Origin of the sequence: Puia dinghuensis (genome assembly GCF_014642875.1) — a bacterium.
In the GTDB taxonomy this organism is placed as follows: Bacteria; Bacteroidota; Bacteroidia; order Chitinophagales; family Chitinophagaceae; genus Puia; species Puia dinghuensis.
The window spans coordinates 107,212-133,006 of record NZ_BMJC01000007.1 but is presented as its reverse complement, the minus strand read 5'-3'; the positions used below and the strand labels follow the sequence as shown (position 1 = coordinate 133,006).

Sequence of the window (25,795 nt, the reverse complement as noted above, 5' to 3'; positions counted from 1 at the left end):
CATTATGAAAAAAGATCTTGTTTTCCAAATCATCATTTGTCTGTTAATTCTATTATTTGTGTATACTGCAGTCAGCAAACTTGCTGATTATAATAATTTCCTCTTTGTTCTCCGTCAAACAGATGAACTCAGGCCCTTTGCCGCCATTCTGTCTATAGCACTTCCCCTCGTGGAAATTGTAGTGGCTGTTCTTTTAATTATCCCTTCCACGCGGCACAAAGGGTTATACACCTCCCTGATTCTGATGTCAGTTTTCACCATATATGTTGCCTATGTAAATTTTCTTGCGTCTCATCGTCCATGTGCATGCGGGGGTGTGCTCAAAGGTCTTAAGTGGAGGCAACACCTGATATTTAATATCATCTTCACATTAATTGCCTTAGCTGGAATTTGGCTGAATAAAACACTTCATCAGCAAGATAATGTTCCCTTACAAGCGAATCTGGAAGTTTCCGGAAAATAAATTCTAAAAGCGCTATATGCAAACAACATTTGCCGAAATCGATGTAGACCAATCTTCCGCGATCCATCTGGTGGGTGAAGCCTCATTTGAATGTGATGAAATGTTAAACCGTAACGGTTTATCTTATAAAGATAAAGGCCTCTATTTTCAAGTTGGCGAAATTACAGGCACGCAAGGTTGGGTTTTACACGTCTCTGTTATAAGATTGCAGTTTACATCATTGATAAATAATATCTTACCATTGTTGATCTCTATGAAGATCCCATTTCAAATTCCGCGAACAAAGGATACAGTAAGATCATTATTGGATGGCACCCTTGGTCACTTTCAAGTTGGCAAAATACTATGCATATATATTGAATCAGAACCAACAACACTTACTATAGCAAAAAAACTCGTCGAACTCACTCGCAACTTCCGGGGCCCAGCGGTTCCCACCGATAGTTTCCTAGGTGGCACCGTCTATACGCGGTATGAAGGCTTCAATCCTATCACAAAAATAGGGCACAACGGTCATGAACAGCAATATATTTACGATAGTACCGGAAATTTAATCCTGGATAGGATGACAATTCCTTTTTCCATGCCTCCGGGGGTCATATGGCCTTTTGCCGAAATCGCAGAGGTGAAGTTACCAGTTAGAAAGAAACTTTGGAATCTAAAGTACAAGCCATTGACTGTACTCAAACCTGATCCCAAAGGAAGGGTTATCCAGGGAAACTATTTCAAAGGACCATTTCAAATAAAACTCTGCATAATAAAAGAAGGTCTAAAGAATATGTGGGCCGATGAATTTGGAAGAGACATTACGGACAGATTGATGTGGCAATATGAATTGTATAAGGATTTATCGGGGCAGTTTCCTATGCCAGAAATCTTTGATCTTTTCCAGGACCAGGATTGTACGTATCTGGCAATGGAATTTATTAAAGGAGACCCGTTAAATGACTATATATTGTCCATATTCCAAAATAATAGCTGGTTTGGCCTGGCCAAATCTCAGCAATTGCATTTAATTGATCTTTTACTGATGATCCTAAGTATCACAGACAAATTGCACCAAAAGGGATATATCCATCGCGATATCACGCCGGCGAATTTTATTATTAACAGGAGGTCCCAGCTCTTTTTGATCGATATGGAGTTGTGCTATTCCATTTACTGCAATAAACCAAATCCTCCATTTAAATTAGGAACACCGGGATATATTTCTCCAGAACAAATGGAAGCTCAAACCCCGAATACAAAGGAAGACATTTATGCTTTGGGAGCGTTTATGATCTTTATTTTCACTGGAATACAACCGATAAAATTTAATCCCTTTTCGGAACAATTTCCTGAACAATTAAAATACTTTCTGCGCAATCCAGTTTTAGCCGCACTTATTAAGAAATGCCTTGCCTCCAACCCTGAAGAAAGGCCCGCTCTATCAATGTTAGAGGAAACGATCACTAATTACCGGAAAGAATTGCAAATGCATCCTTCCATTACATCGTCGGAAAAGCTTACCACAAAAATAGACAAGGAAAAGATCAGGGAAATAATCATCAAAGCGATAAAATGCCTTAGCAATGGAAGCATATTGTCCGAGGATAATGTGTGGCTTTCGACTGTTAAAATAAATGACCTCATAGGGTATCAACCTGCGGAGCGTGCGCCTCAATCTGCATTTTTTAACGGACTAACGGGTATCGCCTATCTTATAGGTCGGGCTAAGCGATTCGGCTATGATACAAGCACTGTGACTGAAGAATACACGGCAAGTTGCAAATACCTGGAAGATAAATTCCTCAATTCCATCCAATTATCAACTCCTGGCTTATACGATGGGTCAGCAGGCATAGCATTAGCGCTCAAAGAAGGCATTGAATCCGGATTGCTCCCTGACAATAAATACTATACCTACTTAGAACACTGCTTTCAGCCGCCTGCGTCAAAATTAGCTTTAGCGACAGGAGTTTCCGGGCAAGGGCTATCCCTTTTGCATTGTGCTACCTATTTACGGCATGAATTCCACAAACCATTGTTGCAGGAATACCTAGCCATGGTAATCCAGGCGCAACAATCTGATGGATCATGGCCTAATTATAGAAGCGGCAAAAAAAAAGACAATGCAATTGGGTTTGCACATGGAACTGCAGGGATACTTTGCTTTCTAATAGCTTATGCAAATTATCATAAAGACCCGCAAGTCATAGAATGTATCTGTAAAGGATTAGCTTGGTTGCATAGGCAATCAAAGGTAAAAAGCGGCTCATATTATTGGGCCACAAGTACAAAAAGCAAGTCGGAAAATGCATTCTGCAGTGATATAGGCTTGCCAGGTGTCGCATTGACATTCATAAAAGCATATTCACTTTTAAATGAACCTTTATATAAAAAAATAGCTGAAAATGCCTTAGCATCGCTTCCCGATAGCCCAACACATCTAGATTATACGCAAGCAAATGGCTTATCGGGTTTGGGAGAGGTTTATCTGGAAGCAAGTCGGGTTTTGGGGGGTGATATCTGGCAATATAGACTTAATCAATTAGCAAATTTATTTATTCATACTTTTTGGGAACATGAAAACCGACAAGGCTACTGGTCGGTGAATATCTTTCCCGATTTTGAGCCAGAACTCATGACCGGAACATGCGGTATTATTCATTTCTTAATGAGATGTGACATGCCCGACAAGATCGGACATCTGTTGCTTGATATTTGAAAATATTGTGCACAAATAGTCCATCTTGTCTGCAGCCACGATGGGCGGCAGGGAATGCCGAAAACCTGAAAAAGAGTAGGCGTAATTGTATACTTAAAGTTTTTCTTACTTTTTGATTCAAAAAGTGAACAAAGCAATGAAAAAATCAAATATCATTTTGGGCGGTACAGCCTTTGTACTGGCTATCGCCGGCGCATTTGCTTCAAAAGCAAGTAACAAATATAACTTAAACGCCTGTTGGTCGAAGCATACAACCTGCACAACTAACCTTGGCAACGTTGCCTGCTCTACCGGTGCGACTGGCGTAACTTGCAAAAGCAGCACCCATACGTGTTATTCCACCAACACTTGCACTAATAAATTGCATACAAATACGCAATAACCCATTCTAAAATAAAAGGCTAGTCAAGAGCGACTAGCCTTTTATTTTATTTGTAATAGTCCATCTTGTCTGCAACCACGATGGGCGGCAGGGAATCTCGAAAACCTGAAAAAGGGGTATGCGTACTTGTATATTTCATGTTTTTCTTACTTTTTGATTCAAAAAAGTAAAATTCTCCGAAGTTAAATCTTGTTAATAGTGCGCATCTTTAATGACCAAGACCTTCATTTCCTTTTTTCCAGGAATTAAATCTAAGCCGTTCTTATTTAATGCCTCTTTAACACTATTAAAATCATTCTTGAACCAATCAACGGTAATATCAATATTGTCTGCAATATTGGTTTCATCCAATAGGGGCTCATGAAGAATACTTCCAATCCCCGAATAATCATTAACTTCCTTAATAAAATCCCAAATAGAAGTATTCTTAAATACGATTTCCTGCCATGGTTTAGTTTCAGTTCTTTGACATGGTCCTCCTTTTGATCTTAGCTTTTCTCCGGTACCTTCGAATGCAATCACTCGCCAGTAAGGCATCATTCTCCTTTCAAACAAAACCTCATAACCAAAACAGCTCTTTAACTCATTCTGCATGATCTGCATCATTCGGTCTTTGGTCGCTCTGGATGAAGGAACGACCAGACTATAACAATATACATTTTTCCCGGTTGCATAATCAGCTACGAAGAAGCTACTGTCTTTGACTTCCAGAAGGGGGGTATACCATACCTTTCCATATAGTGAATCATTCATGTCCATACCATACGTCTTTCCTGTATAAGCGGCTTCATAAAGAAAACGAAGGCTTAGCCCTAAGCCTTCATATCTTGATTGTTGCTTATATGGTCCCTGGTCAATTATATCTTCAGGAGTGATCTCGTCATAAGCTCTGGAAGGATTACCTGGTACCCAGTGGGTGAGTAAAGACCTGAATAGAAAATTGGTATCCACGCCGCCGTTACCAGAGATCAGAAAAGGCACTGCTCCATTGTATCGAAATTTATCTTTTCCTTGCTTCCCATCCTTATAAGAAGTCCCATTAAACACAGGGTTTTCGCCAGCCAAAAGCTGATGAATCTTTTTTGAGTTTACTCCATTTGTTATTGCTCTAACCACTCCTGTCGGATCAATGATAACTACATGAGGAAGCAAATCTACATTGCAAATTGAAAACAACGCCGAATCAAAAACTGCAGGCATTTCTAGATGAAGGCGATCATGATAATTCCGATACAAGGGTAGATTCTCATTTTCAGCATCATCTGGCGCAATCATTAAAATCTGTAAACTATCCCTAAATTCCTTTTGAGTTGCATTGGCATCGGGAAAATGACCAATACAGGCCGAGCAGTGTTTATCCCAAAATTCAATAATTAACCACTTACCCCTGAAATCATTCAAAGACGCTTGTCTTTTTGAATAAAAAACGACATTTTTGAACACATAATTTGGACATATTTTTCCAACCAGGGGCTCACCTAACAGGGGGGGATTAACAGATTGCCCCATTGAATTACCACAGAATAACATCACAACTCCGAAAAACAGAAATTTTATTGTATTTACCATGATTTTTGCACCCACCATTAAAGCTTTCAATAATTAGGATTTTGCGCTAAGTTGGGATCCAACTGGACATCAGTTACCGGAATGGGGTATAACTGCTGATAGGCATTCCAAGTTCCTCCACCTTTCTGAGGTGTCACAACACTCATTACCGAATTTATCATACCGGTCCTTCTCAAATCCAGCCAGCGAAATCCCTCGGAAAATAGTTCAACTTGGCGTTCATGTTGGATGGCAAGGATAACAGAAGCCTGATCGATAGGCCCGGAATAGTTCGGCAGGCCCGCTCGCTTTCGAATAACATCCAGGTCCAACAAAGCGCCATTGATATTTCCTTGCTGCGCCCTTGCTTCCGCTCGTGTAAGGTATTGTTCTCCAAGTCGAAGGATCATTGAGTATTCCGTCAGGCTTTTAGCATTCGACCCGGCTTTATATTTATGTGGAAAATACCAGGTATTACCGCCATTAGTATAGGCTCCGATCCAATGCGAGCTTCGATTATCTCCGGGCTCAAATGCATTCAGCAAATTTTTGCTCATGGTTATGCCGGAACTCGAACTTGCAGGCGGCTTTGTCAATACGAAAGTTAAACCCTCAGCTGTATAATTGTAATTACTGTTTGGCGAAATTTGCCAAATTGCCTCGTTACTGTTAATTAGAAATACGTTATCCAATCCTGTAAGCGAGAATTGCATCGAATTATTGATAACAATAGTTGCCTGCATTTCGGCACTGTCATAATAGGCATTATTCGTGACGCCAGCAAACAAATAGGTCCTCGCCAGCAAAGCGGCCGCCGCCCACGTTGTAGGTCGTACCCTGTCATTCGTAACAGCAGTATCAGTGGCGTCCACATAATTTGCATTCAATTTTGATTCAGCAGCGCTCAGATCGGAGATAATCTGTTGGTAAACCTTTGAACTTGGCGTTTTCACCATGGTCGAATTGGCCTTGTAATCGGTCGAAGTGATCAAAGGCACATCCCCATAGAAGTTAAGCAGGTAAAAATACCAGTAGGCTCTCGTAAACTCAGCCTCTGCTGTCAACTGTTGCTTAACTACATTGCTTACTCCTGCCGAGGACGCCAAATTCGCGAGAATCGCATTTTCTTGGTAAATAAATTGATAGGCGAGCCCCCATACATGTATCTGATTCGCATCAGTGGAAGCGACTAACTTATTTCCATACAAATCGAGAGAAAAGACATCCGTACGCGCGATATTAAATTCATCTGAAGACAATCCGCAATATTCATCAAAAAGTGCAGGATCATTCTGCATTTGCGCGTAAATAGCTAGTTGTGCAGCAGTGGCCGAAGCGTCACTTGTAAATACATTCGTCGTGACCAGCTGAGTAGTAGGAGGCCCAACCGAAAGATATTTCTTACAGCTTGTTGCAATTGCCAGCACAAATAATATAATACAAGGATATTTTATTTTCAACTTTTGCATGAGCGCTCATTTTAATTTTTACAAAGTTAATTGAACACCACCCGTTATCATTCGTAAAGGGGGCAGAGTGAGGCCTTGGTTTGTTGGCGACTCTGGATCCTGGCCACGATATTTCGTAATGGTTAGTAAATTCTGTCCTTGAACATAAATCCTCGCATTTTGAAGATGCATTTTCCGCCTCCACTGCTCGGGAAGAGACCATGACAAGGATAGATTTTTTAATCGGATAAAGGAAGCATCGCCGATAGCATAGTCACTTGTCTGGATATTATACCATGCTGTAGCTGCTGCTCCACTGCCTCCTCCTTGCGTGAATTGTTCAATATTTGACACATCACCCGGCCTTTTCCAATTGTTCACCATAAACACCGGCACATTACTACTACCACCATTAAAAATTCCTGTTGGATTAGCATCAGCAAAATAATTAAATCCTGTTTGCCTCACATATTGAAAAAAGATCGTCAATTGAAATTCTTTATAAATAAAAGTGTTCCCAAATCCCCCATAATATTCCTGTGCTACTTGCTTCAGAAATTGCAAATCAAGTGAGTTAATCACTCCATCTTTGTTCACGTCCTGAAATGTAAATAGACCCGTCTGAGGATCTACGCCTGTGTAGTGATATTGATGTTGGATAAATAGTGACTTTCCAATTTCATATGCATTCTTGTATGTTGAATTGCTTGCAAGGCCAGGAAAAGATACCAATTTGTTGCGAGGTATAGTCAGATTGAAAGCAGTTGTCCAGGTAAAATTCTTTGTCTTAATATTAACAGTATTGATTTCAACTTCTGCGCCTGAATTCTGAACCAAGGCAGGCAAGTTCGATTGTATCGATGAAAAGCCATCAATACTGGGTAATGGTGCAAGCACCAATTGATTGTTGCTGCGATTGCGATAATAATCGCCCGAGAGTAAGACTCGATCCTTCAAAAAACCCAATTCAATTCCCGCTTCCAATTTATTGACCCTTTCCCAGCCAAAATATGGATTGGCGATACGTTGAGGATATAACCCGATCACGCCTTGGTAGGAAGATCTAGAATAAGGTGCATAAGTACTAAAGTATTGATAATCGTTTATCTGATCATTCCCGGTAACGCCATAACTTATCCTAAGCTTTCCAAAGCTCAAAACAGGAAGCAATTTTTCCGCAAAATTCTCTTTCGAAAATATCCATCCAACTCCAGCAGAACCAAAATTTCCAAATTGATTTTGGGGTCCAAATCGGGTGCTTCCATCCCGACGTGCGGTAATATTAATTAAATATTTATCCCGCCAATTGTAGCCGGCTCTGCCAAAAAGCGCATTATATCGATAATCGGAATTCGTTGCATTAATCGTGGCCACATTTGAAGCGGCTGCAATATCAGAAATCAACGCGTCACTGCTAAACCCATAGGCGTATTGACCAAGTGTATTCTGCACATTTTCCTGAAAAGTAGTTCCAATTAATATATCCAGTTTTCCCTGACCCAGTTTTTTCGAATAATCAATTTCTGGTTCAAGCACCCAAGTGCCAACACTTGTTGTCGCGAAAAAGTTAAATCTGTTATTCGGGTCAGGGGGACCATAAAAAGCAGCGGAAGGTATCAACTGCGTTTGATCCATTTGCATCCGTGTATAACCTAAACTACTTTTTATTTTAAGGCCTGGCAAAAGTTCGTAGCTCAAATTTAAATTTCCAAGCAGGTTATGAGTAACGGCCCCAGACGTCATAAGTATGGATGCCAGGGGATTATACCAGGTTCCCCCCTGCCAGTTGATGCTCCCATCGGCATTGTATAGGGCGGGTGCATCCGGCGCCATTGTAATATCGGTAGCAAAATCTGTTGATGGGAGCATACTATTATCGTTCATGTATTGTCCGGAAAACAATAGATGAAATTTTTGGTCAATAGAGGCATGGTTGATATTGATATGAACAGAAGCCTTTTGATCGGAAAAGTCCCCCGGATAAACGGTTGTCTGTTTTGTATAGTTACCACCAATCAAGAATTGTGTGTTCAGATTACCACCGGAGATATTCAAATTGGCACTGGTCAATTGAGCTGTACCGCCAATAAATACTTTTTGCCAATCTGTATAGCGGGTGGTGTCCCATATGCCATTGAGATCATAATCATTTGGGCCTGGTGTGATATCGGAAGAAGGGCTTGACAGGGAGTCATTATAAAAAGCCTGATGCCGCATTGCCAAGTATTGCTGGGTGTTCAATAATTGCATTTCCCTGGCTACTTTACCAGCGCCCGAATATACATTTACATCCACCCTAGTGGACCCGGCCTTACCTTTCTTCGTCGTAATTAAAACGACGCCATTTGCCCCCCGGGAACCATAAATAGCCGTCGCATCGGCATCTTTCAACACCTCTATGCTTTCAATATCCGCAGGATTAAGGTTGTTAAAGGGACTCATTCCAAATTGCGGATTTGGGCCATTACTCGGTGATCCCAAAGCCCCACCTCCAATACCATTGGATGTTAGGGATGTTGAAGAGAAGGGCACCCCATCTACAATATACAGGGGACTATTGAGGTTTAATGGCGTTTGACTTCTAGTGAAAATGAAATTCTGTCCTCTTAAAAGGACCGTGCCGTAGGAGCCAGGTATGCCTGATGTTTGAGCAATATACAACCCCGGCACTCTTCCTTCCAGAGCCATTAAGGGATCTGTAACCGGCTGTTTCTCTATATCCTCAGCTTTTACTGTAAATACGGATCCTGTATTTAACCTGTTGGTAGTATTGTAGTAACCTTTTACCACCGTCTCATCCAGCTTACTCATCGACTGCTTCAACTTTGCCGTCACCGTCCCGACATGATTCGTCACGGAGACCATCGTTTTATACCCCTCAAATCCCACATAGCTAATCTCCACCTCATACTCTCCATCCGGTACATTCTTCAACTCAAACTCCCCTTTCGCATCCGTCATCCCCGAGATCTTCAGCTTCTTGATGTACACCGTCGCTCCCGCCAGTGGCAACCCTTCCTCCGACCGCACTTCTCCTTTAACCCCCGGCGTGGCGCCCCCGCCTTCAGCGGTGCCTACACCCGCCGTCTTGGCTTGCTCCCGCTTCACAAAGATGGTGCGGTCCTGGATAGAGAAAGCCAGCCCTTGCCCCTTCAGCGAATACGCCAACACCTCTTCGATGGTTGCATCCTTCATATCCACCGTCACCGGCCTCGTGTGCTGCAACAGAGTCGCATCATAGAAGAAAACATAGCTTGTCTTCTTCTCGATCTCGCTGAATAATTTGTCCAGCGTTGTGTTTTTAACGGCAATGCTCAACCGCTGACCGGAACTTCCTGCACTCAATTGCAGGAGGCCGACGAAAAGAAATAGTGCAGTCAATTTAACAACACGAAGCAAGCCTTTAAAATCGTGTCGTTCGCGAGTCGCTAGCTTAGCGGCCTTCAGAGCCTCTAATGGATCGTAACCAGCGATTGCCCGCGCATGGGGCATCCCATTAGAATTAGGAGTCATAGTACTTGTTTAGATTTAAGTGAACAGTATAGTTTTGCGAGGCCACCTACCTGGCCGGTATTACCAAATTATTAATTCACTAATTGGGAAGGTTTAACGATTAATGTATGGTCTTGATAGGCAGAGGTTGGATTTAATAAGGACCAGTTTATACAATCGTTAGAGTTGAGATTTCATGCGTGGACTTACTCATACCACGGGTAAAGACTTTCGTTAACTATCTCGGGCTGCGAATCGCCCCTCATTTATCCACAAAAAGTGAATAAATCATCGAAGAATTCCCGGGTAAAGTATGCCATCGGGGCATATGAAAGTTATCCCTAATAGCTTCGCGACAAGCGGCGCAATGTTCTGCGTCTGCATCTCATGCAGCACGACTCCCTTCCGGATGCCCGCGCCGTAAGCGATGAACCCCGTCATCATCTCTGGCTCGTCATTCATGAATCCATGCGTGCCTCCATGTGCTCCGCGCAACACCTCTCCCTCGCCCGAATTGCCGATAGCGATGCCAACGGTCGGCGCCAGCGCGAGAAAAGCAGCGGAGTCCACACCCAGCCGGTCCAGCTCCGGCCGGTCGAGCACGCGAAAAAGCGACTTATATTTCTCTGGCAACCGGGCTAACAGATCCTTCACAGCCATCAAAGTCTTCGTGTCATGACGATCTTGAAGATACAAAAAGCAGCTTCCGCTGGCCGACTGAAATTTCGCCCGCCAGTTCGCCCCTTTCTGGAAAAGCCCGGCCTGCGCCAGGCAGACATTGGGGAATAACACACTGTGAATATTGGCGAACCCGTGGTCGCCCGCGATGATGATGGTGGTGCTGTCTTTGATGCCGGCCCGCTCCACCGCCTCGAGCACATCGCCCACAGCCCGGTCAGCCGCCGCTACCGCCGTCCGAACGAAATATCCTTCCCGCCCCTCTTCATGTTGGGCATGGTCGGTCTCGGTAATATGAAAGGCTGTAAAAGTCGGTTTATAACGACGGATCAAATAAGCAGCGATCCTCCCCGCATTCTCATCCGTCCGCAGCAGCCCATCGCTGTTGATCTCCTCGCTCGGCACCTTGCCCAGCGCATTCTGCTCCAGCTCGTCCCACAGTCCTGCGGGATGCACCCCGCTGCGGATCAGCGCAATATTATCCGTCGTATCGCTAAAACCCCAATAGTCGGGAAAATTATAATCAATGGAAGGAGAGCCCACCGTCACCGGCCAGTCGATGGCCGCCGTCACCTTGCCGGTGGCATGCACGGCATCGAAAAGCGTCGGCACCCGGATGATGTTGGCAAAAAAATTCCACGACATCCCCGTAGCCAGCGGGTTGAACGGCTGATTATAATATACCCCATGCCGCGCCGGCAGCGCACCGGTGATCATGGTAGTATGGTTGGGCAGCGTCACCGTCGGAAACACAGGCCGCATCCGTATGGCGTATGCCCCCTCCTGCATCAGGTGCTGCAGGTTGGGCGCCGGCCAGGCCGGGTCTTCATAGAATTCCGGGCGCATCCCATCGATGGTGATAAGGATAACATGCCGCGAAGGCTGAGCGCGAAGCAAAAGGGTAGGGAATAACAATGTGATAAATAACAGTCTGTACATGCCCAGTTTTACGGCAGGCGATTGAAAATAACCACGGAGACCATCTTTTTTAGAAAATTTCAACCTATTTGATTATATTAGCATAGACCTTCGGCTGTCCTCAACCACTTCACAACCAACATCCCCATTATCCGCTCGTCCCACGCTGTCGCCATCCCGCACCGGAGGGGATTGTAATGCGTGTACCCATGGACGAAAGCATGTTATTATTATATAAATACCCGTAGATTTTTATGAAGACTATAGTTTTTCCGCCGATAAATTGGTAGTTTTATATCGAATTTTTGCGCAAGCACGCAATTTTTCTTCCGTGGAATCCGAAATTCGGCTTATGTTGCACGGCGAAGGGCTCACGCCCCACCTGCATGAGGTAAATTCTCGTCGACATCCACGATTGCTCCAACCTGCTTTCTTATCCTTGAAGAAAGTTCCAAACCTTCTATCCTGTTTGATCAAGTAGCCGTTAACTTCAACGTTAAGTAAATCCGTATTGCGTAAAGGCATGCAGGCAATAAAACCAGAACGACCGCTCAGAGGCAACGAAGAGGCCATCATGATCGCATTTCGCGAAGGCAACAAAGAAGCCTTCCGCGTCATCTACGATTTCATGGTGCGCCCCCTCACGTACTTCGTAGAGAATATCATCCACTCCGAGCCGGATGCCGAAGACATCGTGGCCAATGCCTTCTACAAGCTCTTCAACCAGCGCGCCGCGATGAAGTCCTACGACCACGTAAAACGCTGGCTCTACGTCATCGTCCGCAACGAATCCATCGACTACCTCCGCATCAAAGCAAAACAGCGCGAGAACCAGTACGACCTTGCTTACCTCGACACCGGCATCGAAGAACATATCGAGACCGAACGCGTCCGCACCATCCTCCTGCAGGACATCCAGAAAGAGATAGAAAAGCTGCCGCCCCAGCGCCGCACCATCCTACGACTCTATTTCTTCGAACAAAAAAGCACTCCCGAAATAGCCGAGATCATGGGCATCAGCCCGCAAACCTGCCTTAACCATAAAACAAAGGCCCTCGACGCCCTCCGGCGCAGCGGCCTCCGCATCAAATGGCTCCTCGAAGGAGTCCCGACATTTGCCATAGCCGCCGCCTTCCTCCTATTGAAATAAAATTAATGAAATCTTAACCTGGTGAGTTGGTTAAAGCAACAACCAATCCGTGTACTTTCCTGGAGCCCTGAATTACCAAACCGCCGGATAGACCGAGCGCCTAAAAACAATGAATGTGCCTGCTATGGAGCAACCAATGGAAATCGATCCTATTGTCACGAAGTATTTGCGCGAAGAACCGCTGTCGCCCGAGGAGACTACTGCCCTTCACTCCTGGATCAATCAGGGCAAGGGCCGTAGCGAGATGCTGGAAGAGCTGAAAAATGAACCCCGTTCGACCAAAGCCAATCTGGTGCATATGGAAGAGATCCCGCACGCCCGCATCTGGGAAAAACTCGTCGCCCGCGTACAAGAGGACGGCTACTGGCGCGACGACGCGCCCGATGCCTCCGTGGCCATCCCTTTGCACGCCCATCAGAACCGCATTGCATCGTTTTGGCGTCGTTATGCCGTCGCTGCCTCCCTCCTCCTCGCCACCGCGGGCGCTTACTGGGCCTTCCACCGCAGCAACCCTGCACCGGCCTCGACAGCGCCCATCGCCCGGACGACCAACGCCACTGACGTGGCTCCCGGCGGCAACCGCGCCACCCTCACCCTCGCCGACGGCCGTACCATCAACCTCGACTCCAGTGCCAACGGCCTCATCGCCAGCCAGGGCAATACCAACGTCTCCAAATTGGCCGACGGCCAACTAGCCTATAATAAATCTTCTGCCGGCTCCACCACCGCGGCCATGGTCTATAACGTTCTCACCACGCCCCGCGCCGGCCAGTTCTCCCTGGCCCTGCCCGACGGATCGAAGGCCTGGCTCAACAACGCATCGTCCCTCCGCTATCCCGTCGCCTTCACCGGCGCAACGCGCGAGGTGGAGCTCACCGGCGAAGCCTATTTCGAAGTGGCAAAGGATGCAGCCCATCCTTTCCGCGTCCGCATCACCGGCGGCCCCACCGCCGCCCCTTCCACCATCGACGTCCTCGGTACCTCCTTCAACATAATGGCCTATAGCGACGAGAATGCCGTCCGCAGCACCCTCGTCGAAGGCAGCATCCGCTATTCCAGCGGTGACAAAAGCGCCCTGCTGAAACCAGAAGAACAGTCTGTCCTTGACACCCACGGCAACCTCCACACATTGAAGCACGTCGATGTCGCGGTGATCACTGCCTGGAAGAATGGCTATTTCAACTTCGACCACGCCAACCTCGAAACTACCATGCGGCAATTAGCCCGCTGGTACGATGTCACCGTCAGCTACCAGGGCAGCATCCCGCCCGACCAGGAATTCATGGGCCGCATAGAACGCAATATGCCCCTCTCGATCATCCTCAAGGCGCTCGAAACCGATCATGTACACTTTAAGCTGGAAGGAAAGCAACTTACCGTAATGCCCTGACAGGCTTATAGATTCCCCTTCTTCAACTCCTCCACCGCATGGTTAACCGCCCGTGCCGTCAGTGCCATATAGGTTAGCGATGGATTCTGTGTGCCCGTAGACGTCATACAAGCGCCATCCGTCACGAATACATTGTCACAACCATGCACCTGGTTCCAGGCATTCAGCAGGGAAGTCTTGGGGTCCTTACCCATCCGCATCCCGCCCATTTCATGGATGTCTAAGCCAGGGGTCATATGATTGTCGCCGGTACCGATATTCTTCGCCCCGGCAGCATCCATCATCTCCGAGGCCTGCTGCAGGAAGTCATCTACCAGGTTATCATCATTCTCATCATAGTCACACGAGGTGACGAGCTGGGGAATACCAAAGGGATCTTTTTCGTCGGAACTCAGGTAAACATAATTCGACTCCTTGGGAATGACCTCGCCTTGCATACTCATGGTAACATACCAGGGGCCCGCTACACTGAGATCATCTTTATATTGGGGACCTACGTCAACGGTACTATGAATACCCCTCTGCCGGCCGGTGAAGATGCGGGTAAGATACCCCCCGAGAAAGTTGGTGTCCTGTTTGGCCAGGTTGCGAAAATTAGGGATGATCACCATCGTCGGCCGGCGCCCGGAATAATACTTGTCGTCAAATCCTTCATAACTGCCCGAGACCCCGCCCCGGTAGTTGGTCCATGAGATATATTTGCCCAGCAGCCCATTGTCATTCCCAAATCCATTGGGGAACCTACCCGACGTCGAGTTCAGCATAATAAGCAGGGTATTGAGGGCGGAGGCATTTACAAAGATGATGCGGGAATAGTATTCAGAAGCCTGATGTGTATGCGCGTCGATGACCCGCACCCCGGTGGCGCGCCCTTCTTCCCCGTCATAGATAAGGGAATGCACGACGGTGTCGGTCAGCAACGTCAGGTTACCCGTCTTTTGCGCCCAGGGTATCGTGCTGGCATTGCTGCTGAAATACCCCCCGAAAGGACAGCCCCGGTTGCACCTGTTGCGGGCCTGGCATTGTCCCCTTCCCTGCTGGAGATGCACCGGCTGAGGCTGGGTAATATGGGCGCAACGGCCAATGATCACCGGGCGCTCGGGCCAGCGGGCCATGATGCGCCGCTGCATCTCCTTTTCCACGCAATTCATCTCCCACGGCGGCAGGAATTCCCCATCAGGTAACTGGGGCAATCCATCCTTGTTGGCGCTGACTCCGATGAATTTCTCGACATGTGAATACCACGGCGCGAGGTCGGCATATCTTATCGGCCAGTCCACCGCAAATCCATAGCGGGCAGGCGCGGTGAACTCGAAATCACTAAACCGCTGGGTCTGCCGGTTCCAGATCAGCGACTTCCCGCCCACCTGGTAACCGCGGATCCACCCAAAAGGCTTTTCCTGGATATAGGGATGCTCGGCGTCCTTGACAAAGAAATGCGCCGTCTCCTCGCCATAATAGCTGCAGGCGTTGGCAAGGGGATTTTGCTGCCGGTCTGCCAGCGGCATCTCACCCCGGTGTGGCGCATCCCAGGGTCCCCAATTAGCGGTGGGATAATCTTTCAGATGGACAACATTGCGGCCTCTTTCGATGAGCAGCGTTTTCAGGCCGGCTTCGCACAATTCCTTGGCGGCCCAGCCCCCGCTGATACCGCTTCCTACAACAATGGCGTCAAAAGTATGGGTTGGAGAAGGCATAGAGAATAGCGATAAAGGTTTAAATAAGGAAGATAACATTCCACCCCGCAACGCCAAAGCAGGGGCCTGTCAAATTCCGGTCTTCGCCTCTCCATTCGGTTCAAAAACCACCACTCGCGCGGGGCTATCCCCCAGGTATTGCTCGATCAAGGGCCTCACCTGCGCCCATTGCAATCCTCCATTTCCGCAGCCCAGCGGCGGCAACGCGATGCTGGCTATACGCCAGGCGCCTATCACCCGCACCAGGTCTTTCAGTCCTTCCTCGATATAACTATATTGCGACTTCCGCGAAAAGTGCGTCTTCGTCGGGAAATGCACGATCATCTTCTCCCCTTCCTGCGAACTGTCCCAGGTGACCATCATCTTGCCCGGCACACCTCCTCCTTCCTTCACCAATGCCTGCACATCGGCGGCCAATAGATCACCTATTGCATATTCGATCATGAAAAATAGAATTGTTTTTGCAGCCTTTTTGGGACTCCAAAAAGGCAAAATCGTCCTTATGCAGTCAGCCTGCATAAGCCCTGCTTACATTTATGGACACCCCGGGATAACCCGTATAAACCCTATATAAATCTACTTACCTCCAGACAGCACTATTTCCGCACCCTCCGTCAACAGGTATCTCGATTTATTAAACCTTAAGTTTTTGCCGCTTTTTGTTCATAAAAGCGGCACAAGCCATGAAACGCTTATCCATTTGCCTGCCGGCGCTTTCGCTGGCCGTAATGCTCTTTGTTTGCAGCTTCGCCATCGCCTCCACCCCTGTTAAGCCCGGTGGGCCCGCTAAACCAGCACCCGCCTTCCATCCGCCGCTGCTCCTGCCATCGTCGGTACATCCACCCCTCTCCCCCTCCACCACAAGGGCCGCCTCCCACTCCAACATGCTCTATTATTGGTACCTCGAGCCTGAGGATGTTTACAATGACGAGCTCTCTATCGGCGACGAATGCTTCGAATGGTGGGTCGCCCTCGGTGGCATGATCATCGACCAGAATCCCATGAACGGCACCCTCATCGTATGCGGCTATCTCAACGATAACTATCCACATTCGGCCTATCCTGCCGTCTATCTGTATGCACATTAGGTGCGTCTAATATCCCGGGTTCTGCTGCATCCCCGGGCTGGCAAGCAACTGCGTCGCAGGGATAGGATACAGCGTATCCTTCGCCTGCCAGCCCGGGTTTTTTTCTATGCTCAGCACCGCATCGGCCTGCCCGAGACGCTTGAGGTCAAGCCAGCGATGCCCCCATTCGGTAAACAGCTCGACGCGCCGTTCGTGCAGGATGGCAGCCAATACCCCCGCCTGCCCCGTCGCCGTCGTGGCAGCAAGACCCGACCGCGCCCGGACAATATTCAGATCGGCCATCGCGCCGGCGACATCCCCTTCCTGTGCCCGCGCCTCGGCACGGATGAGGTATTGCTCGGCCAGCCGCAACACCATCTCATATTCCGGCGGCACGCCGGAAGCAGCGATCTGCTTGTACTTATACGGATAAGCCCCATAAAGGCTGTTCTTCGTCCAATGCACCTTCCGCAGATCACCCGTTTCAAAACTGGCCGATAGTTGCTGCGTCAAAACAAAATTCGGCTTCCCTGCCAGCAGCCGGAGAAAGGCGCCCGCGTCCGCTGTAGCCATCCTGCCATGCACCGGCTGCAATTGCCAGATGGCCTCACGACTCCCCGCAAGAAAGACACTATCCGGGTTTGCCACCAGCTGGTAACGGCCATCAGCGATCACCTGGGTGGCCATACTTTCTGCCGCCGCCCACTGGCCTTCATATAGCCACACCCGCGCCAACAATGCCCGCGCGGCTACCTGGTTGGGCCGCGACCGCTCCCCATCACCAGGGTAGTCCGGCGGCAAGCGGGCTATCGCCTCCTCCAGATCGCTCACCACCTGCAGGTATACACTGTTCACCGCCATCCGCGGTAATTTTTGATTCACCGCATAATCCGTCCCCAACGCCAACGGTACATCCCCATACAGGTTCACCAGGTAGAAGTAGAGCACCGCCCGGTTGAAGGTCGCCTCACCCTGCAATGCAGCCTTCACCGGTGCAGAGACTCCCGTCGAAGTGCTCAACCCCGCCAGCACCGAATTCCAATCATAGATCAGATTATAGGCAGTCGAGAACAGGTCTGTACAGACGAGATTACCCGGTGTCAAGGAATCCAGGTAAAAACTGTCCTCGGGCAACGCAGGGGACAGGCATTTCAGCTCGTCACTGGTCAATCCGGCATCCAGCGAGATGCCGCCATTCATCAGCGAACGAACCGTATTCATCATATCGATGTAACAACCAGTCATCGCCTCCTGCGCACCCGCGTCATTGGAAAAGACCCGATCGGCCGTCTGCCGGTTCTGAGGTGTCGGCGTGTCGACCAATCGTTTGCAGGCCAGGAAAGGAAGCGTGACCATCATGGCCCAAAGTAGCGTTTTGACAAGTCCGCGCATAGTCATTTTTATTTTTTAAAAAGAAAGATGCAGCCCTGCCACCACCATTCTCAGCGGCGGCAGAACCGTTGGGTCCTGCGTTTCCGGATCGGTAACCGGAAACCGGGTATACGTCCATAGGTTCTGCCCTCGGATGTACACCCGGCCTCCCTGTATCCTCAGCCGGGTCTTTAGCTTCTCCGGGAAATACCAGCTGAAGCCGGCGCTACGCAACCGGATATAAGAGGCGTCGATGCTATAGGCATCCGATTGCAGCCAGGCTTTCAAATGAGCGAGCGCAACAGGCGAGCCGCCCGACGTCAGCAGCTGCTGTTTGGAAACATCGTTGCTACTCCGCCAATGGTTCAGCCACTCCACCGGACCATTGCTTAGCTGTTGCCCCCCCTGCGCCCCCGGAGGGTTCTGCCGCGCGAGTATAACCAGTGGGTTCACCCCCCGCTGTCGCCGCCAGTCAAAAAGCAGGTCGAGCTCCCAATTCCCCAGCCGGAATTTCTGATCCCAACCGGCATAGTATTGCGGGTCGAACCCCGCATCGGGCCTCAGGTCGCCTGGCCCGGGTATTCCATTGGCATTATTGGTTTGGAAGGTATACAGTCCGCTCTTGGCATCCACACCCGTCCAGTGAAAACCCGGTGACACGCTGAGCGAATGCCCTTCGACATAAGTAGAAGCATAGTTCGAACGGGCAAGCCCCGGCCATCGCACCAGCACATTGCGCGGCACGGTGAGGTTGAATGAGGAAGACCATCGCAATGGCCCAACCGCGATCCGATCTGCCTGCAGCTCGAATTCCAGGGCCTTGTTCTCGACATCGATGCCGGGCTGGTTGCCAAGAAAGCCGGGCAGACCCGCCACCGGCCCCGCGGTGGAAATGATCAGCTGATTGGTCGTCCAGCTGCGGGCGGCGGCAGCCGAGAACAACAGCCGGTTGTTGAGAAACCCCAGCTCCAGCGCCACTTCCTCCCGGTAGTTCTGCTCCCAGTTCAGGTAGGGATTCGCTACTGTCACCGGCTGCACGCCTTGCTGCCTCTGGTAGCCCCGCGATGGCGCCGTTGCACCATATACTTCGGCAAATTGATTCTCATAAAGCGGTTCGTTGCCCGTCGTGCCGAAACTGCCCCGCAGCTTCCCAAAGCTAAGGACCCGGTTGTCGGCGAGGAAGGGCTCCTCACTAAAGACCCAGGCGCCGCCCACGGCCCAGAAATTCCCGATGGGCGTCTTCGGCCCAAGCCGGCTGCTGTTGACCCGCCGGAAAGAGGCGTCGAGCAAGTACTTCCGCGCCACATCGTAATGGATACGGCCAAACAGCTCGGCATACCGATAGGGCGCGCTGCTGTCTGCCTGGAGGAATTGCGTCGCACCGATGCCCGCATTCAGCGAGAGGTCATTGGGATAGCCGCTCGTCTGCAGGGAGGAATAGTCCGTTGTCCGCTGCTGCCAGCTGCCGCCCAACAGCCCCTCGAACCATCCCGGCCCCAGCTTTCCCTTCCAGCGGCCGATGGTTTCCGTTAGCAGCTGGGAATATTTGTTATTATTGACGGTCAGCTGCCCGGTAGGGCCAAACGCCGGATCCTGCCCCGCGATGCGCTGGTAGGCCTGCTCATTCGTGAGCACGCCGTCGAATCCAACGCTTTCCTCCAGCGAGAAATGCTTGTTCGGCCGGAATTGCACCTGGAGATGACCAAAGAGGGTGCTGATACTTCCGGTATAATCATTGTTGGCCAGGGCCAGGATATTAACAAACGACAAGGGCGGTGTTCCCCATGGGTACTGGCCCGCAACCTTGGTAAAAGCCGGGGCGTTTGGCGCCAGCAGTTCGTAGGCGGTATAGTCTGCAACGGGCAGATGATCGGTTTCCGAACTATACATCCCGGAGAAATGGAGTTGCCACTTTCCATCAGGCGTCTGGCTGCGCAGATGGCTGTACACCGACACCCGCTGGTCGAATGAGGCGCCGGGGAATACGGTCGACTCCCGGTGCAGCTGGCCCGACAAAAAAAAAGTATTCCCTGTACTGCCCCCACTAGCCTGGAGGCCGGCATTCCAGACAAACGCCTGGCCCCCTATCGTCGTATGCTGAAAATTGGTTTGGCCGGTACTATTCCATCCGTTGACCCCAAAAGCTTCCGGTACGTGGCTGCTGTCTACGGTCAGCCCATCGTTACGCACCGCTTCCTCCCGCAGCTGCAGGAATTGCGCCGTCGACAGCAGCGGACTGGTCTTCACCACCTTTCCAAAACCGTCATTGACGTTGGCTGATAGTCGCAGGGGACCCGCCTCACCCGTTCGTGTCGTGATAAGGATGACGCCGTTTGACGCCCTGTTGCCATAGATGGCCGTTGCGGCCGCGTCCTTTAATACGGTGATGCTGGCGATATTCTCCGGCGAGAGAAAGTTGAGGGGATTGACGCCACCCGGCCCTTGCGCCGACCCGGTGCCAATGCTGTTCCAGATGCCGCTCGCACCCAAGGGCACTCCATCGATTACATAGAGGGGTTGGTTCAGCTGCTGGATAGAATGCTGGCCACCCAACAGGACTTTTCGCTCGCTGCCCGCCACGCCATTCACCTGGCTGATCGATAATCCCGGCACCCGGGCTTCCAGTCCATCCAGCAGATTGCCGCTCGGTTCCCGCCCGGCATCGACGCCACTGACGACATAGACGGAGCCGGTATTCGTCCGCGGCGAGGTCTGACCATAGGCCACCACCACCGCCTGATCCAGGCCCTGTGGCGCCGGGGTCATTTCGATGGACTGTTCTATTTTATTGGAAAGGTTCAGCGTATCGGTAGCATAGCCGACATGGCTCACAATGACACGGGTAACAAAACTCCGCACCGCCAGACGAAAACTCCCGCTTGCGTTCGTATAAGCGTAGCCATTCGACCCGAGTATTGTCAGGGTCACACCCACGAGCGGCTCGTTGTTTTTGCCTGTTACCTTTCCCAGCAGATCCTTAAAAATGGAAGAACCCTTGGTCGTATCCGCAAGATTAAAGAGAATAGTTTGACCAACGACACTGCAGTTGATTTTCGTTCCAGCCACCAATTTCGGTAACAACTGCTCCAACGGCGCATCGAAGTTTATTGGCTCGTCTGGAGTGGGAAATTCGGCCAACAGCCGGGAAAGAGAGACCACTTTGTACCCTCGCTTATCCATCTTCCTGACGATCATCTGTAAGTAAGACTCGCCTCCGGTCGAACCTTTTTGACCGGCACACAGTTCACAGCAGAAGAGCAACACACAAAGTGTCAATATTTTCGTCATCGCCAGTTACATTTGGTTTGCTATAGCAATAGCTGCAAGGTCAAAGGAAAACCGGCGATCGTTCGACGCCGGCATTCATTTCAATAGGCGGTTTAACGGTTATGGCGATGATACGTCAATGCAATTAAGGGCCGGTGCTGACTTCGATCACATTTCCTATTCGCTTCAAATGGATATAGCCACTCTCTATCTGTTCTATAACCCATAGCACCCGATCGGGTGAGGGGTCGTCGTTGCGCCACAGGTCGCCGGTGATCGGCATTCCACGCAGGCCCTGCGGATTCGAGACCGTACAGCCATACCACGCGGCCACTGCTGCCAGGGCATCCGTGCATTCCGTTTTATCAAAATGAAAGAAAAGCGATCGACTTAGCCAACCCTTGACGGCAGTGGAATCCTTCATCGGCCGCACATCCGGCCGGCCACTACGCATCACCGCCTCCTGGGCAGGCTTCAGTTGGGCCACCTCACTCCCATGCTGTAACAACTGCAGCGCGCCCGTAAACAGCGCGACTTTTGCCTCCGGCCGCTCGTGGTAAGCTTCGACATTGAATTCCGTACCCGTCACACGAACCATTCTGTCGTTAGGCAACGAGATGACAAACGGGCGTGAAGGGTCTTTGGCTACGCTGAACCACCCCTTTCCCTCCAGCGAACAAGTAGCATTCATTCCCCGGCCGGTGAGCGGATATCGAAAACGCGATCCGCCGGCTAGCCACACCGTACTCCCATCCGGCAGCCGCAGGTGATAGGGTGTCCCCTTCCGCCCGATGAGTAGGCCTTGCCACACCAGGTTCTTCTTGCCCGGCGACGGAGCGGCCACCGTTGTCGTTTCCTGCGCCCCCATCAGGTGTTCGCCTGCCAGGGGAACAAAAGCCAGGTAATCAGCAGCTCTTTTATATAGTATACCTCTGTCCGTTTGAGCAACGATCGCTCTCACCGGAAGGCTATTTATATTCACCAGACTTCCATCACTCGCGATGAGCAGCACCGCATCGTCTGCGGGCACGGGGACCTTGGTCACATCCGGCGTAGCAGCAGTCGGGGATAATAGATCACCCTTTACTGACGGCCGTTGAAAAAAAAACCACCAGCCGCCGCCGGCACAGATGAGCACCAGCGCCGTGGTGACCATCAACCGGATATTGTTCCTCCTTCGTCGGAGGCGGCGCCGTTTGTACCAGCCGATCTCGCGCACCGTCATTGCCGACGGGTCATCGGTTTCAGCGAGTCGTTTAGCGATGTCTGCCCATTTCGTCCCGGCTCGCGGGACGTTTTTTCTTTGCGCCAATTGCTTCGCCACCCATTGCTCATCGGCAAATTGGTCGAACATGCTGGCATTTTCGGCCGACCGTTGGCGCCAGCTTTCCAATACACTCATCTCTTCCTCACTCAAGGTCTCCCGACGAGCATATTTGGCTAGTAGTTCGGCAATATTATATTGATTTGAGGCCATTAAGCGTCCGTTTAAAAGTTAGATAGGTTCCCTGCGTGCAACTTTCAGACGCCTCCCCGTAGTGATAATCCCCCGGGGGCCGGGCTAACCATATAAAAGGCAATTTATTTTTCCCTTCTCTTGTATAAGACAGGCACGCATCAGCTTCATGCTTTCAGATAAATGATTGCGCACCGTCTGCTCGCTTATCCGCAAGCAGGCGGCGATGGCCCTCACCTTCATATCCTGGTAGAAATAGAGTTCGACAACAGCCTTTCTTTTCGGGGAAAGCTTTTTCATGGCCTCACCCAGCAGCTCGAGGGCCTCGTTCTTGATGGCTTCCGCGTCCTCCATCATCCGCGGCTCATCCACAACGTCGTGATCCTCATCAAGCAATACGAATTGATGTAACTTTTCCCCACGCAGCGAACGAAAAAAGATATTCCTCGCCACCAGGTATAGAAACTTCAGCAAGTGCTGCTCATCCTTAATTCGCTGATAATTCAGGGAGAGGGCAATGAAGGCCTCATGCGTAAATTCATCGGCGTCATCTTTATCCAACGTCATCCCCAACATATACAGGTAGATGCGGGGATAGTGGAGTTCGTGGTAGTACCGGAAGCCTTCTTCCTCGCCCCGTTTAAAGGACTCGAAAGGACGAAAGTCTGCTTTCATTATTTTCATAAAAGTTCGTTTGGTAACAGCATTTTCCAATTTTTGGAAGCGAACAACTGTTAGTTAATACGCTCACTATCCTCATGTAACCACCAGGATAAACATGGTAGTAAAACCTATTTCACTTTTTTTACCCATAGTAGACAATCAAGGCTGCAAAAAGGCACATTTCGTCCCTGCGCTATCCCTGCATTTCCGCATAGTACTTTTACATTAGTACGCTTATAGTACGAAATCCTATCTTATCTAACTATTTTCACTTATCCCTGCAGCCTCCCCCACTTCCTGCCCTGGGAAACCGGTATCATCATTAATTATTAAACCTTAAGTTTTCGCCGTCTTTTGCTACATAAAGGCGGCACAAAGCCATGAAACGTCTCTCCATGGGCATCGTCACTTTTGTCCTGGTGCTGGTGATCGCCGGCGCCGCTTTCCGCAAACCGCTCATCGCCAGCCCGGCGTCTTCTCCATCCCCCCATGCGGCAAAACAGCAGGTTTATTATTGGTACACCTATCCTGACGACACGTACAACGACTTCACCACCATCGCCAACGAGGAAAGTGAGTTGTTCTACCAGTACGGGGTTTTGATCGATCAGTCTCCCAGCGGCGGAACCCTGCTGATGAAAGGGTACCTCTTCAATACCTACCCGCACAACCAGCCGGCCTCGGTATTGCTTTATGGCCACTTCTAATAGCCTGGGTTTTGCCATAGGCTGGGATTGGCCGACAACTCACCGGCCGGCAAGGGATACAGCACGTCGGTAGACCGCCACAGCGGCTTCTGCGCGTCCGCGCCGAGAATACCATCGGCCTGCCCGGTACGCTTGAGGTCAAGCCACCGGTGCCCCCATTCGGCAAAGAGTTCGGTCTGCCGTTCATGAAGGATGATCGCTGCCAGATTATCATCGGTCGTTAGCGGCCCAAACGGAGATAGACCGGCCCGCTGCCGGATACTGTTGACATCGGCAAGCGCCCCGGCAGTATCCCCCTGCATAGCCCTTGCCTCCGCGCGGATAAGATAGCATTCGCTCAGCCGGATCACCATATTGTATTCGGGATTGGCCGGGTCACTGACACGTTGTTTATATTTATACGGAAAGGTTTGTCCGTTGGCGCTGCGGGCCGTCCAGTGCGTCCGCCGCTGGTCGCCGGCTTCAAAGCTGTTGAGCAGGGATGGGGTCAGTGGATAGGTGGGCGGAGCATTCATCGCCGCCGGGATAAAGAAGCTGCCCTCGGCTGTGGCGTTATTCCCATGTACGGGCTGTAGCTGCCAGATAGCCTCATGGCTCGTGCCACGGAAGACGCTGTCCAGACTCATCTCCAGCCGGTAGGCGGGATTGCTGATCACCGCCGTTGCGGCCGAATCCGCCTTGATCCAATCTCCGGTATACAAGCGTACCCTTGCCAGCAGCGCCGTAGCGGCGGCCCGGTTGGGGCGTGTCCGGTCAGCAGGTGATGCCCCAGTCTGCGGATAATCCACCGACAACAGCTGCTGTGCATCCTGCAGGTCGGCGACTATCTGCGCATATACTGCCGCCACCGGACTCCGGGGTAACGTGGCCGTGTGGGTATAATCCGTTGAGAGCACCAGCGGCACAGCGCCATACAGGTTGACGAGATAGAAATAAAGGAATGCCCGCGCAAATTTGGCCTCCCCGCTTAATTGCGCCCGGGTAGCAGCCGTCACCTGTGTGGCTTGTTGTACCCCCTGCAAAAGCGAATTGGCAATATAAATGAGGTGATACCCGGTGTCATAAAGCCCGGCGCAAAGGGAATTGCCCGCCGACAGGGTGTCCCGGAAGAAACCATATTCCTGCAGGTTATGCCCGTTGCAGCCCAGGTCGTCACTGCTCAGCCCGCCATACAGGCTCATGCCGCCATTGAGCAGCGCCCGGGAATTGTTCATCATCTGGATATACATTCCCAACAGGGCATTCTCTGCATTGGCGTCATTGGCGAATACCGTTGCCGTCCCTAGCTGATTCTCAGGCGGCGACACTTGCAGCCACTTGTGACAGGAAGCGCAACAAAGGCTAAAAAGCAGAAAGAACAGGCCGCCTCGTATAACAAAAGGCATAGACAT

18 protein-coding genes are annotated in these 25,795 nt (G+C 50.1%); 7 read left to right on the top strand and 11 right to left on the bottom strand.

All coding sequences use genetic code 11. The annotated features are described in order from the left end of the window. Positions 1–4: 4 nt before the first annotated feature. The 3 genes from IEY39_RS27655 (at position 5) to IEY39_RS30290 (ending at position 3,552) form a co-directional block, all read left to right on the top strand. Entirely contained in the window at positions 5–463 is a 459-nt protein-coding gene (locus IEY39_RS27655; protein WP_188937781.1) for a MauE/DoxX family redox-associated membrane protein, read from the top strand. A 16-nt stretch (positions 464–479) separates the two neighbouring features. Next, positions 480–3,170, top strand: a complete 2,691-nt coding sequence (locus IEY39_RS27650; protein ID WP_188937779.1) for a lanthionine synthetase LanC family protein — start codon at positions 480–482, stop codon at positions 3,168–3,170. A gap of 136 nt (positions 3,171–3,306) precedes the next feature. Next, positions 3,307–3,552 carry a DUF6520 family protein gene (locus tag IEY39_RS30290; RefSeq protein WP_373285492.1) on the top strand — a complete coding sequence of 82 codons (246 nt, stop codon included), beginning with the start codon at positions 3,307–3,309 and terminating at the stop codon, positions 3,550–3,552. 192 nt (positions 3,553–3,744) lie between these two features. On the opposite strand, the gene IEY39_RS27645 is transcribed toward IEY39_RS30290, so the two are convergent. The 4 genes from IEY39_RS27645 to IEY39_RS27630 all read right to left on the bottom strand — a co-directional run bounded on the left by IEY39_RS27645 (position 3,745) and on the right by IEY39_RS27630 (position 11,657). Next, on the bottom strand, positions 3,745–5,151 hold the full coding sequence (locus tag IEY39_RS27645; RefSeq protein WP_188937777.1) for a redoxin domain-containing protein: 1,407 nt from the start codon (positions 5,149–5,151) through the stop codon (positions 3,745–3,747). Then, positions 5,148–6,569, bottom strand: coding sequence for a RagB/SusD family nutrient uptake outer membrane protein (locus tag IEY39_RS27640; protein WP_188937776.1), 1,422 nt, complete (start codon positions 6,567–6,569; stop codon positions 5,148–5,150). Before IEY39_RS27640 ends, IEY39_RS27645 begins: the two co-directional genes overlap by 4 nt. 18 nt (positions 6,570–6,587) lie before the next feature. Continuing rightward, positions 6,588–10,061, bottom strand: coding sequence for a SusC/RagA family TonB-linked outer membrane protein (locus tag IEY39_RS27635; RefSeq protein WP_188937775.1), 3,474 nt, complete (start codon positions 10,059–10,061; stop codon positions 6,588–6,590). A gap of 267 nt (positions 10,062–10,328) precedes the next feature. After that, positions 10,329–11,657, bottom strand: coding sequence for an alkaline phosphatase family protein (locus IEY39_RS27630; RefSeq protein ID WP_188937772.1), 1,329 nt, complete (start codon positions 11,655–11,657; stop codon positions 10,329–10,331). Between the two features lie 502 nt (positions 11,658–12,159). Between IEY39_RS27630 and IEY39_RS27625 the strand changes: the two genes are divergently transcribed. After that, complete coding sequence (locus tag IEY39_RS27625) at positions 12,160–12,786, top strand: RNA polymerase sigma factor (RefSeq protein WP_188937770.1); 627 nt, start codon at positions 12,160–12,162, stop codon at positions 12,784–12,786. Between the two features lie 124 nt (positions 12,787–12,910). Next, positions 12,911–14,176, top strand: coding sequence for a FecR family protein (locus IEY39_RS27620; protein ID WP_188937769.1), 1,266 nt, complete (start codon positions 12,911–12,913; stop codon positions 14,174–14,176). 5 nt (positions 14,177–14,181) lie between these two features. On the opposite strand, the gene IEY39_RS27615 is transcribed toward IEY39_RS27620, so the two are convergent. After that, positions 14,182–15,873 (bottom strand): GMC oxidoreductase, encoded by a 1,692-nt coding sequence (locus IEY39_RS27615; RefSeq protein WP_188937767.1) that lies wholly within the window; start codon positions 15,871–15,873, stop codon positions 14,182–14,184. Between the two features lie 69 nt (positions 15,874–15,942). Further along, positions 15,943–16,317: a macro domain-containing protein gene (locus IEY39_RS27610; protein WP_188937766.1), complete on the bottom strand. Its 375-nt coding sequence runs from the start codon at positions 16,315–16,317 to the stop codon at positions 15,943–15,945. Positions 16,318–16,556: 239 nt separating this feature from the next. On the opposite strand from IEY39_RS27610, the gene IEY39_RS27605 reads away from it, so the two are divergent. Next, a complete protein-coding gene (locus IEY39_RS27605) occupies positions 16,557–16,961 on the top strand; it encodes a hypothetical protein (RefSeq protein ID WP_188937763.1) in 405 nt (134 codons plus the stop codon). Between the two features lie 6 nt (positions 16,962–16,967). Here the strand turns inward: IEY39_RS27605 and IEY39_RS27600 are convergent, their stop codons facing one another. From IEY39_RS27600 to IEY39_RS27585, 4 genes are all read right to left on the bottom strand, one after another. After that, on the bottom strand, positions 16,968–18,332 hold the full coding sequence (locus IEY39_RS27600) for a RagB/SusD family nutrient uptake outer membrane protein (protein WP_188937762.1): 1,365 nt from the start codon (positions 18,330–18,332) through the stop codon (positions 16,968–16,970). Positions 18,333–18,347: 15 nt separating this feature from the next. Then, positions 18,348–21,599: a SusC/RagA family TonB-linked outer membrane protein gene (locus tag IEY39_RS27595; RefSeq protein ID WP_188937760.1), complete on the bottom strand. Its 3,252-nt coding sequence runs from the start codon at positions 21,597–21,599 to the stop codon at positions 18,348–18,350. 124 nt (positions 21,600–21,723) lie between these two features. Beyond that, positions 21,724–23,055 (bottom strand): FecR family protein, encoded by a 1,332-nt coding sequence (locus IEY39_RS27590; protein WP_188937757.1) that lies wholly within the window; start codon positions 23,053–23,055, stop codon positions 21,724–21,726. A gap of 84 nt (positions 23,056–23,139) precedes the next feature. Next, positions 23,140–23,718, bottom strand: coding sequence for an RNA polymerase sigma factor (locus IEY39_RS27585; RefSeq protein WP_188937755.1), 579 nt, complete (start codon positions 23,716–23,718; stop codon positions 23,140–23,142). A 359-nt stretch (positions 23,719–24,077) separates the two neighbouring features. Here IEY39_RS27585 and IEY39_RS27580 point away from each other — a divergent pair, with 359 nt between their 5' ends. Continuing rightward, positions 24,078–24,404: a hypothetical protein gene (locus IEY39_RS27580; protein WP_188937754.1), complete on the top strand. Its 327-nt coding sequence runs from the start codon at positions 24,078–24,080 to the stop codon at positions 24,402–24,404. On the opposite strand, the gene IEY39_RS27575 is transcribed toward IEY39_RS27580, so the two are convergent. Continuing rightward, entirely contained in the window at positions 24,401–25,795 is a 1,395-nt protein-coding gene (locus tag IEY39_RS27575) for a RagB/SusD family nutrient uptake outer membrane protein (protein ID WP_188937752.1), read from the bottom strand. The two genes, IEY39_RS27580 and IEY39_RS27575, sit on opposite strands and share 4 nt — an antisense overlap.

Excerpts from the sequence above, each read along its gene's own strand:
- IEY39_RS27595 (WP_188937760.1), bottom strand. The coding sequence starts at position 21,599 with ATGACGAAAATATTGACACTTTGTGTGTTGCTCTTCTGCTGTGAACTG.
- IEY39_RS27630 (WP_188937772.1), bottom strand. The coding sequence starts at position 11,657 with ATGTACAGACTGTTATTTATCACATTGTTATTCCCTACCCTTTTGCTT.
- IEY39_RS27655 (WP_188937781.1), top strand. The coding sequence starts at position 5 with ATGAAAAAAGATCTTGTTTTCCAAATCATCATTTGTCTGTTAATTCTA.
- IEY39_RS27615 (WP_188937767.1), bottom strand. The coding sequence starts at position 15,873 with ATGCCTTCTCCAACCCATACTTTTGACGCCATTGTTGTAGGAAGCGGT.
- IEY39_RS27585 (WP_188937755.1), bottom strand. The coding sequence starts at position 23,718 with ATGAAAATAATGAAAGCAGACTTTCGTCCTTTCGAGTCCTTTAAACGG.
- IEY39_RS27610 (WP_188937766.1), bottom strand. The coding sequence starts at position 16,317 with ATGATCGAATATGCAATAGGTGATCTATTGGCCGCCGATGTGCAGGCA.
- IEY39_RS27620 (WP_188937769.1), top strand. The coding sequence starts at position 12,911 with ATGGAGCAACCAATGGAAATCGATCCTATTGTCACGAAGTATTTGCGC.
- IEY39_RS27575 (WP_188937752.1), bottom strand. The coding sequence starts at position 25,795 with ATGTCTATGCCTTTTGTTATACGAGGCGGCCTGTTCTTTCTGCTTTTT.
- IEY39_RS27605 (WP_188937763.1), top strand. The coding sequence starts at position 16,557 with ATGAAACGCTTATCCATTTGCCTGCCGGCGCTTTCGCTGGCCGTAATG.
- IEY39_RS27635 (WP_188937775.1), bottom strand. The coding sequence starts at position 10,061 with ATGACTCCTAATTCTAATGGGATGCCCCATGCGCGGGCAATCGCTGGT.
- IEY39_RS27590 (WP_188937757.1), bottom strand. The coding sequence starts at position 23,055 with ATGGCCTCAAATCAATATAATATTGCCGAACTACTAGCCAAATATGCT.
- IEY39_RS30290 (WP_373285492.1), top strand. The coding sequence starts at position 3,307 with ATGAAAAAATCAAATATCATTTTGGGCGGTACAGCCTTTGTACTGGCT.
- IEY39_RS27625 (WP_188937770.1), top strand. The coding sequence starts at position 12,160 with ATGCAGGCAATAAAACCAGAACGACCGCTCAGAGGCAACGAAGAGGCC.
- IEY39_RS27600 (WP_188937762.1), bottom strand. The coding sequence starts at position 18,332 with ATGCGCGGACTTGTCAAAACGCTACTTTGGGCCATGATGGTCACGCTT.
- IEY39_RS27640 (WP_188937776.1), bottom strand. The coding sequence starts at position 6,569 with ATGCAAAAGTTGAAAATAAAATATCCTTGTATTATATTATTTGTGCTG.
- IEY39_RS27580 (WP_188937754.1), top strand. The coding sequence starts at position 24,078 with ATGAAACGTCTCTCCATGGGCATCGTCACTTTTGTCCTGGTGCTGGTG.
- IEY39_RS27650 (WP_188937779.1), top strand. The coding sequence starts at position 480 with ATGCAAACAACATTTGCCGAAATCGATGTAGACCAATCTTCCGCGATC.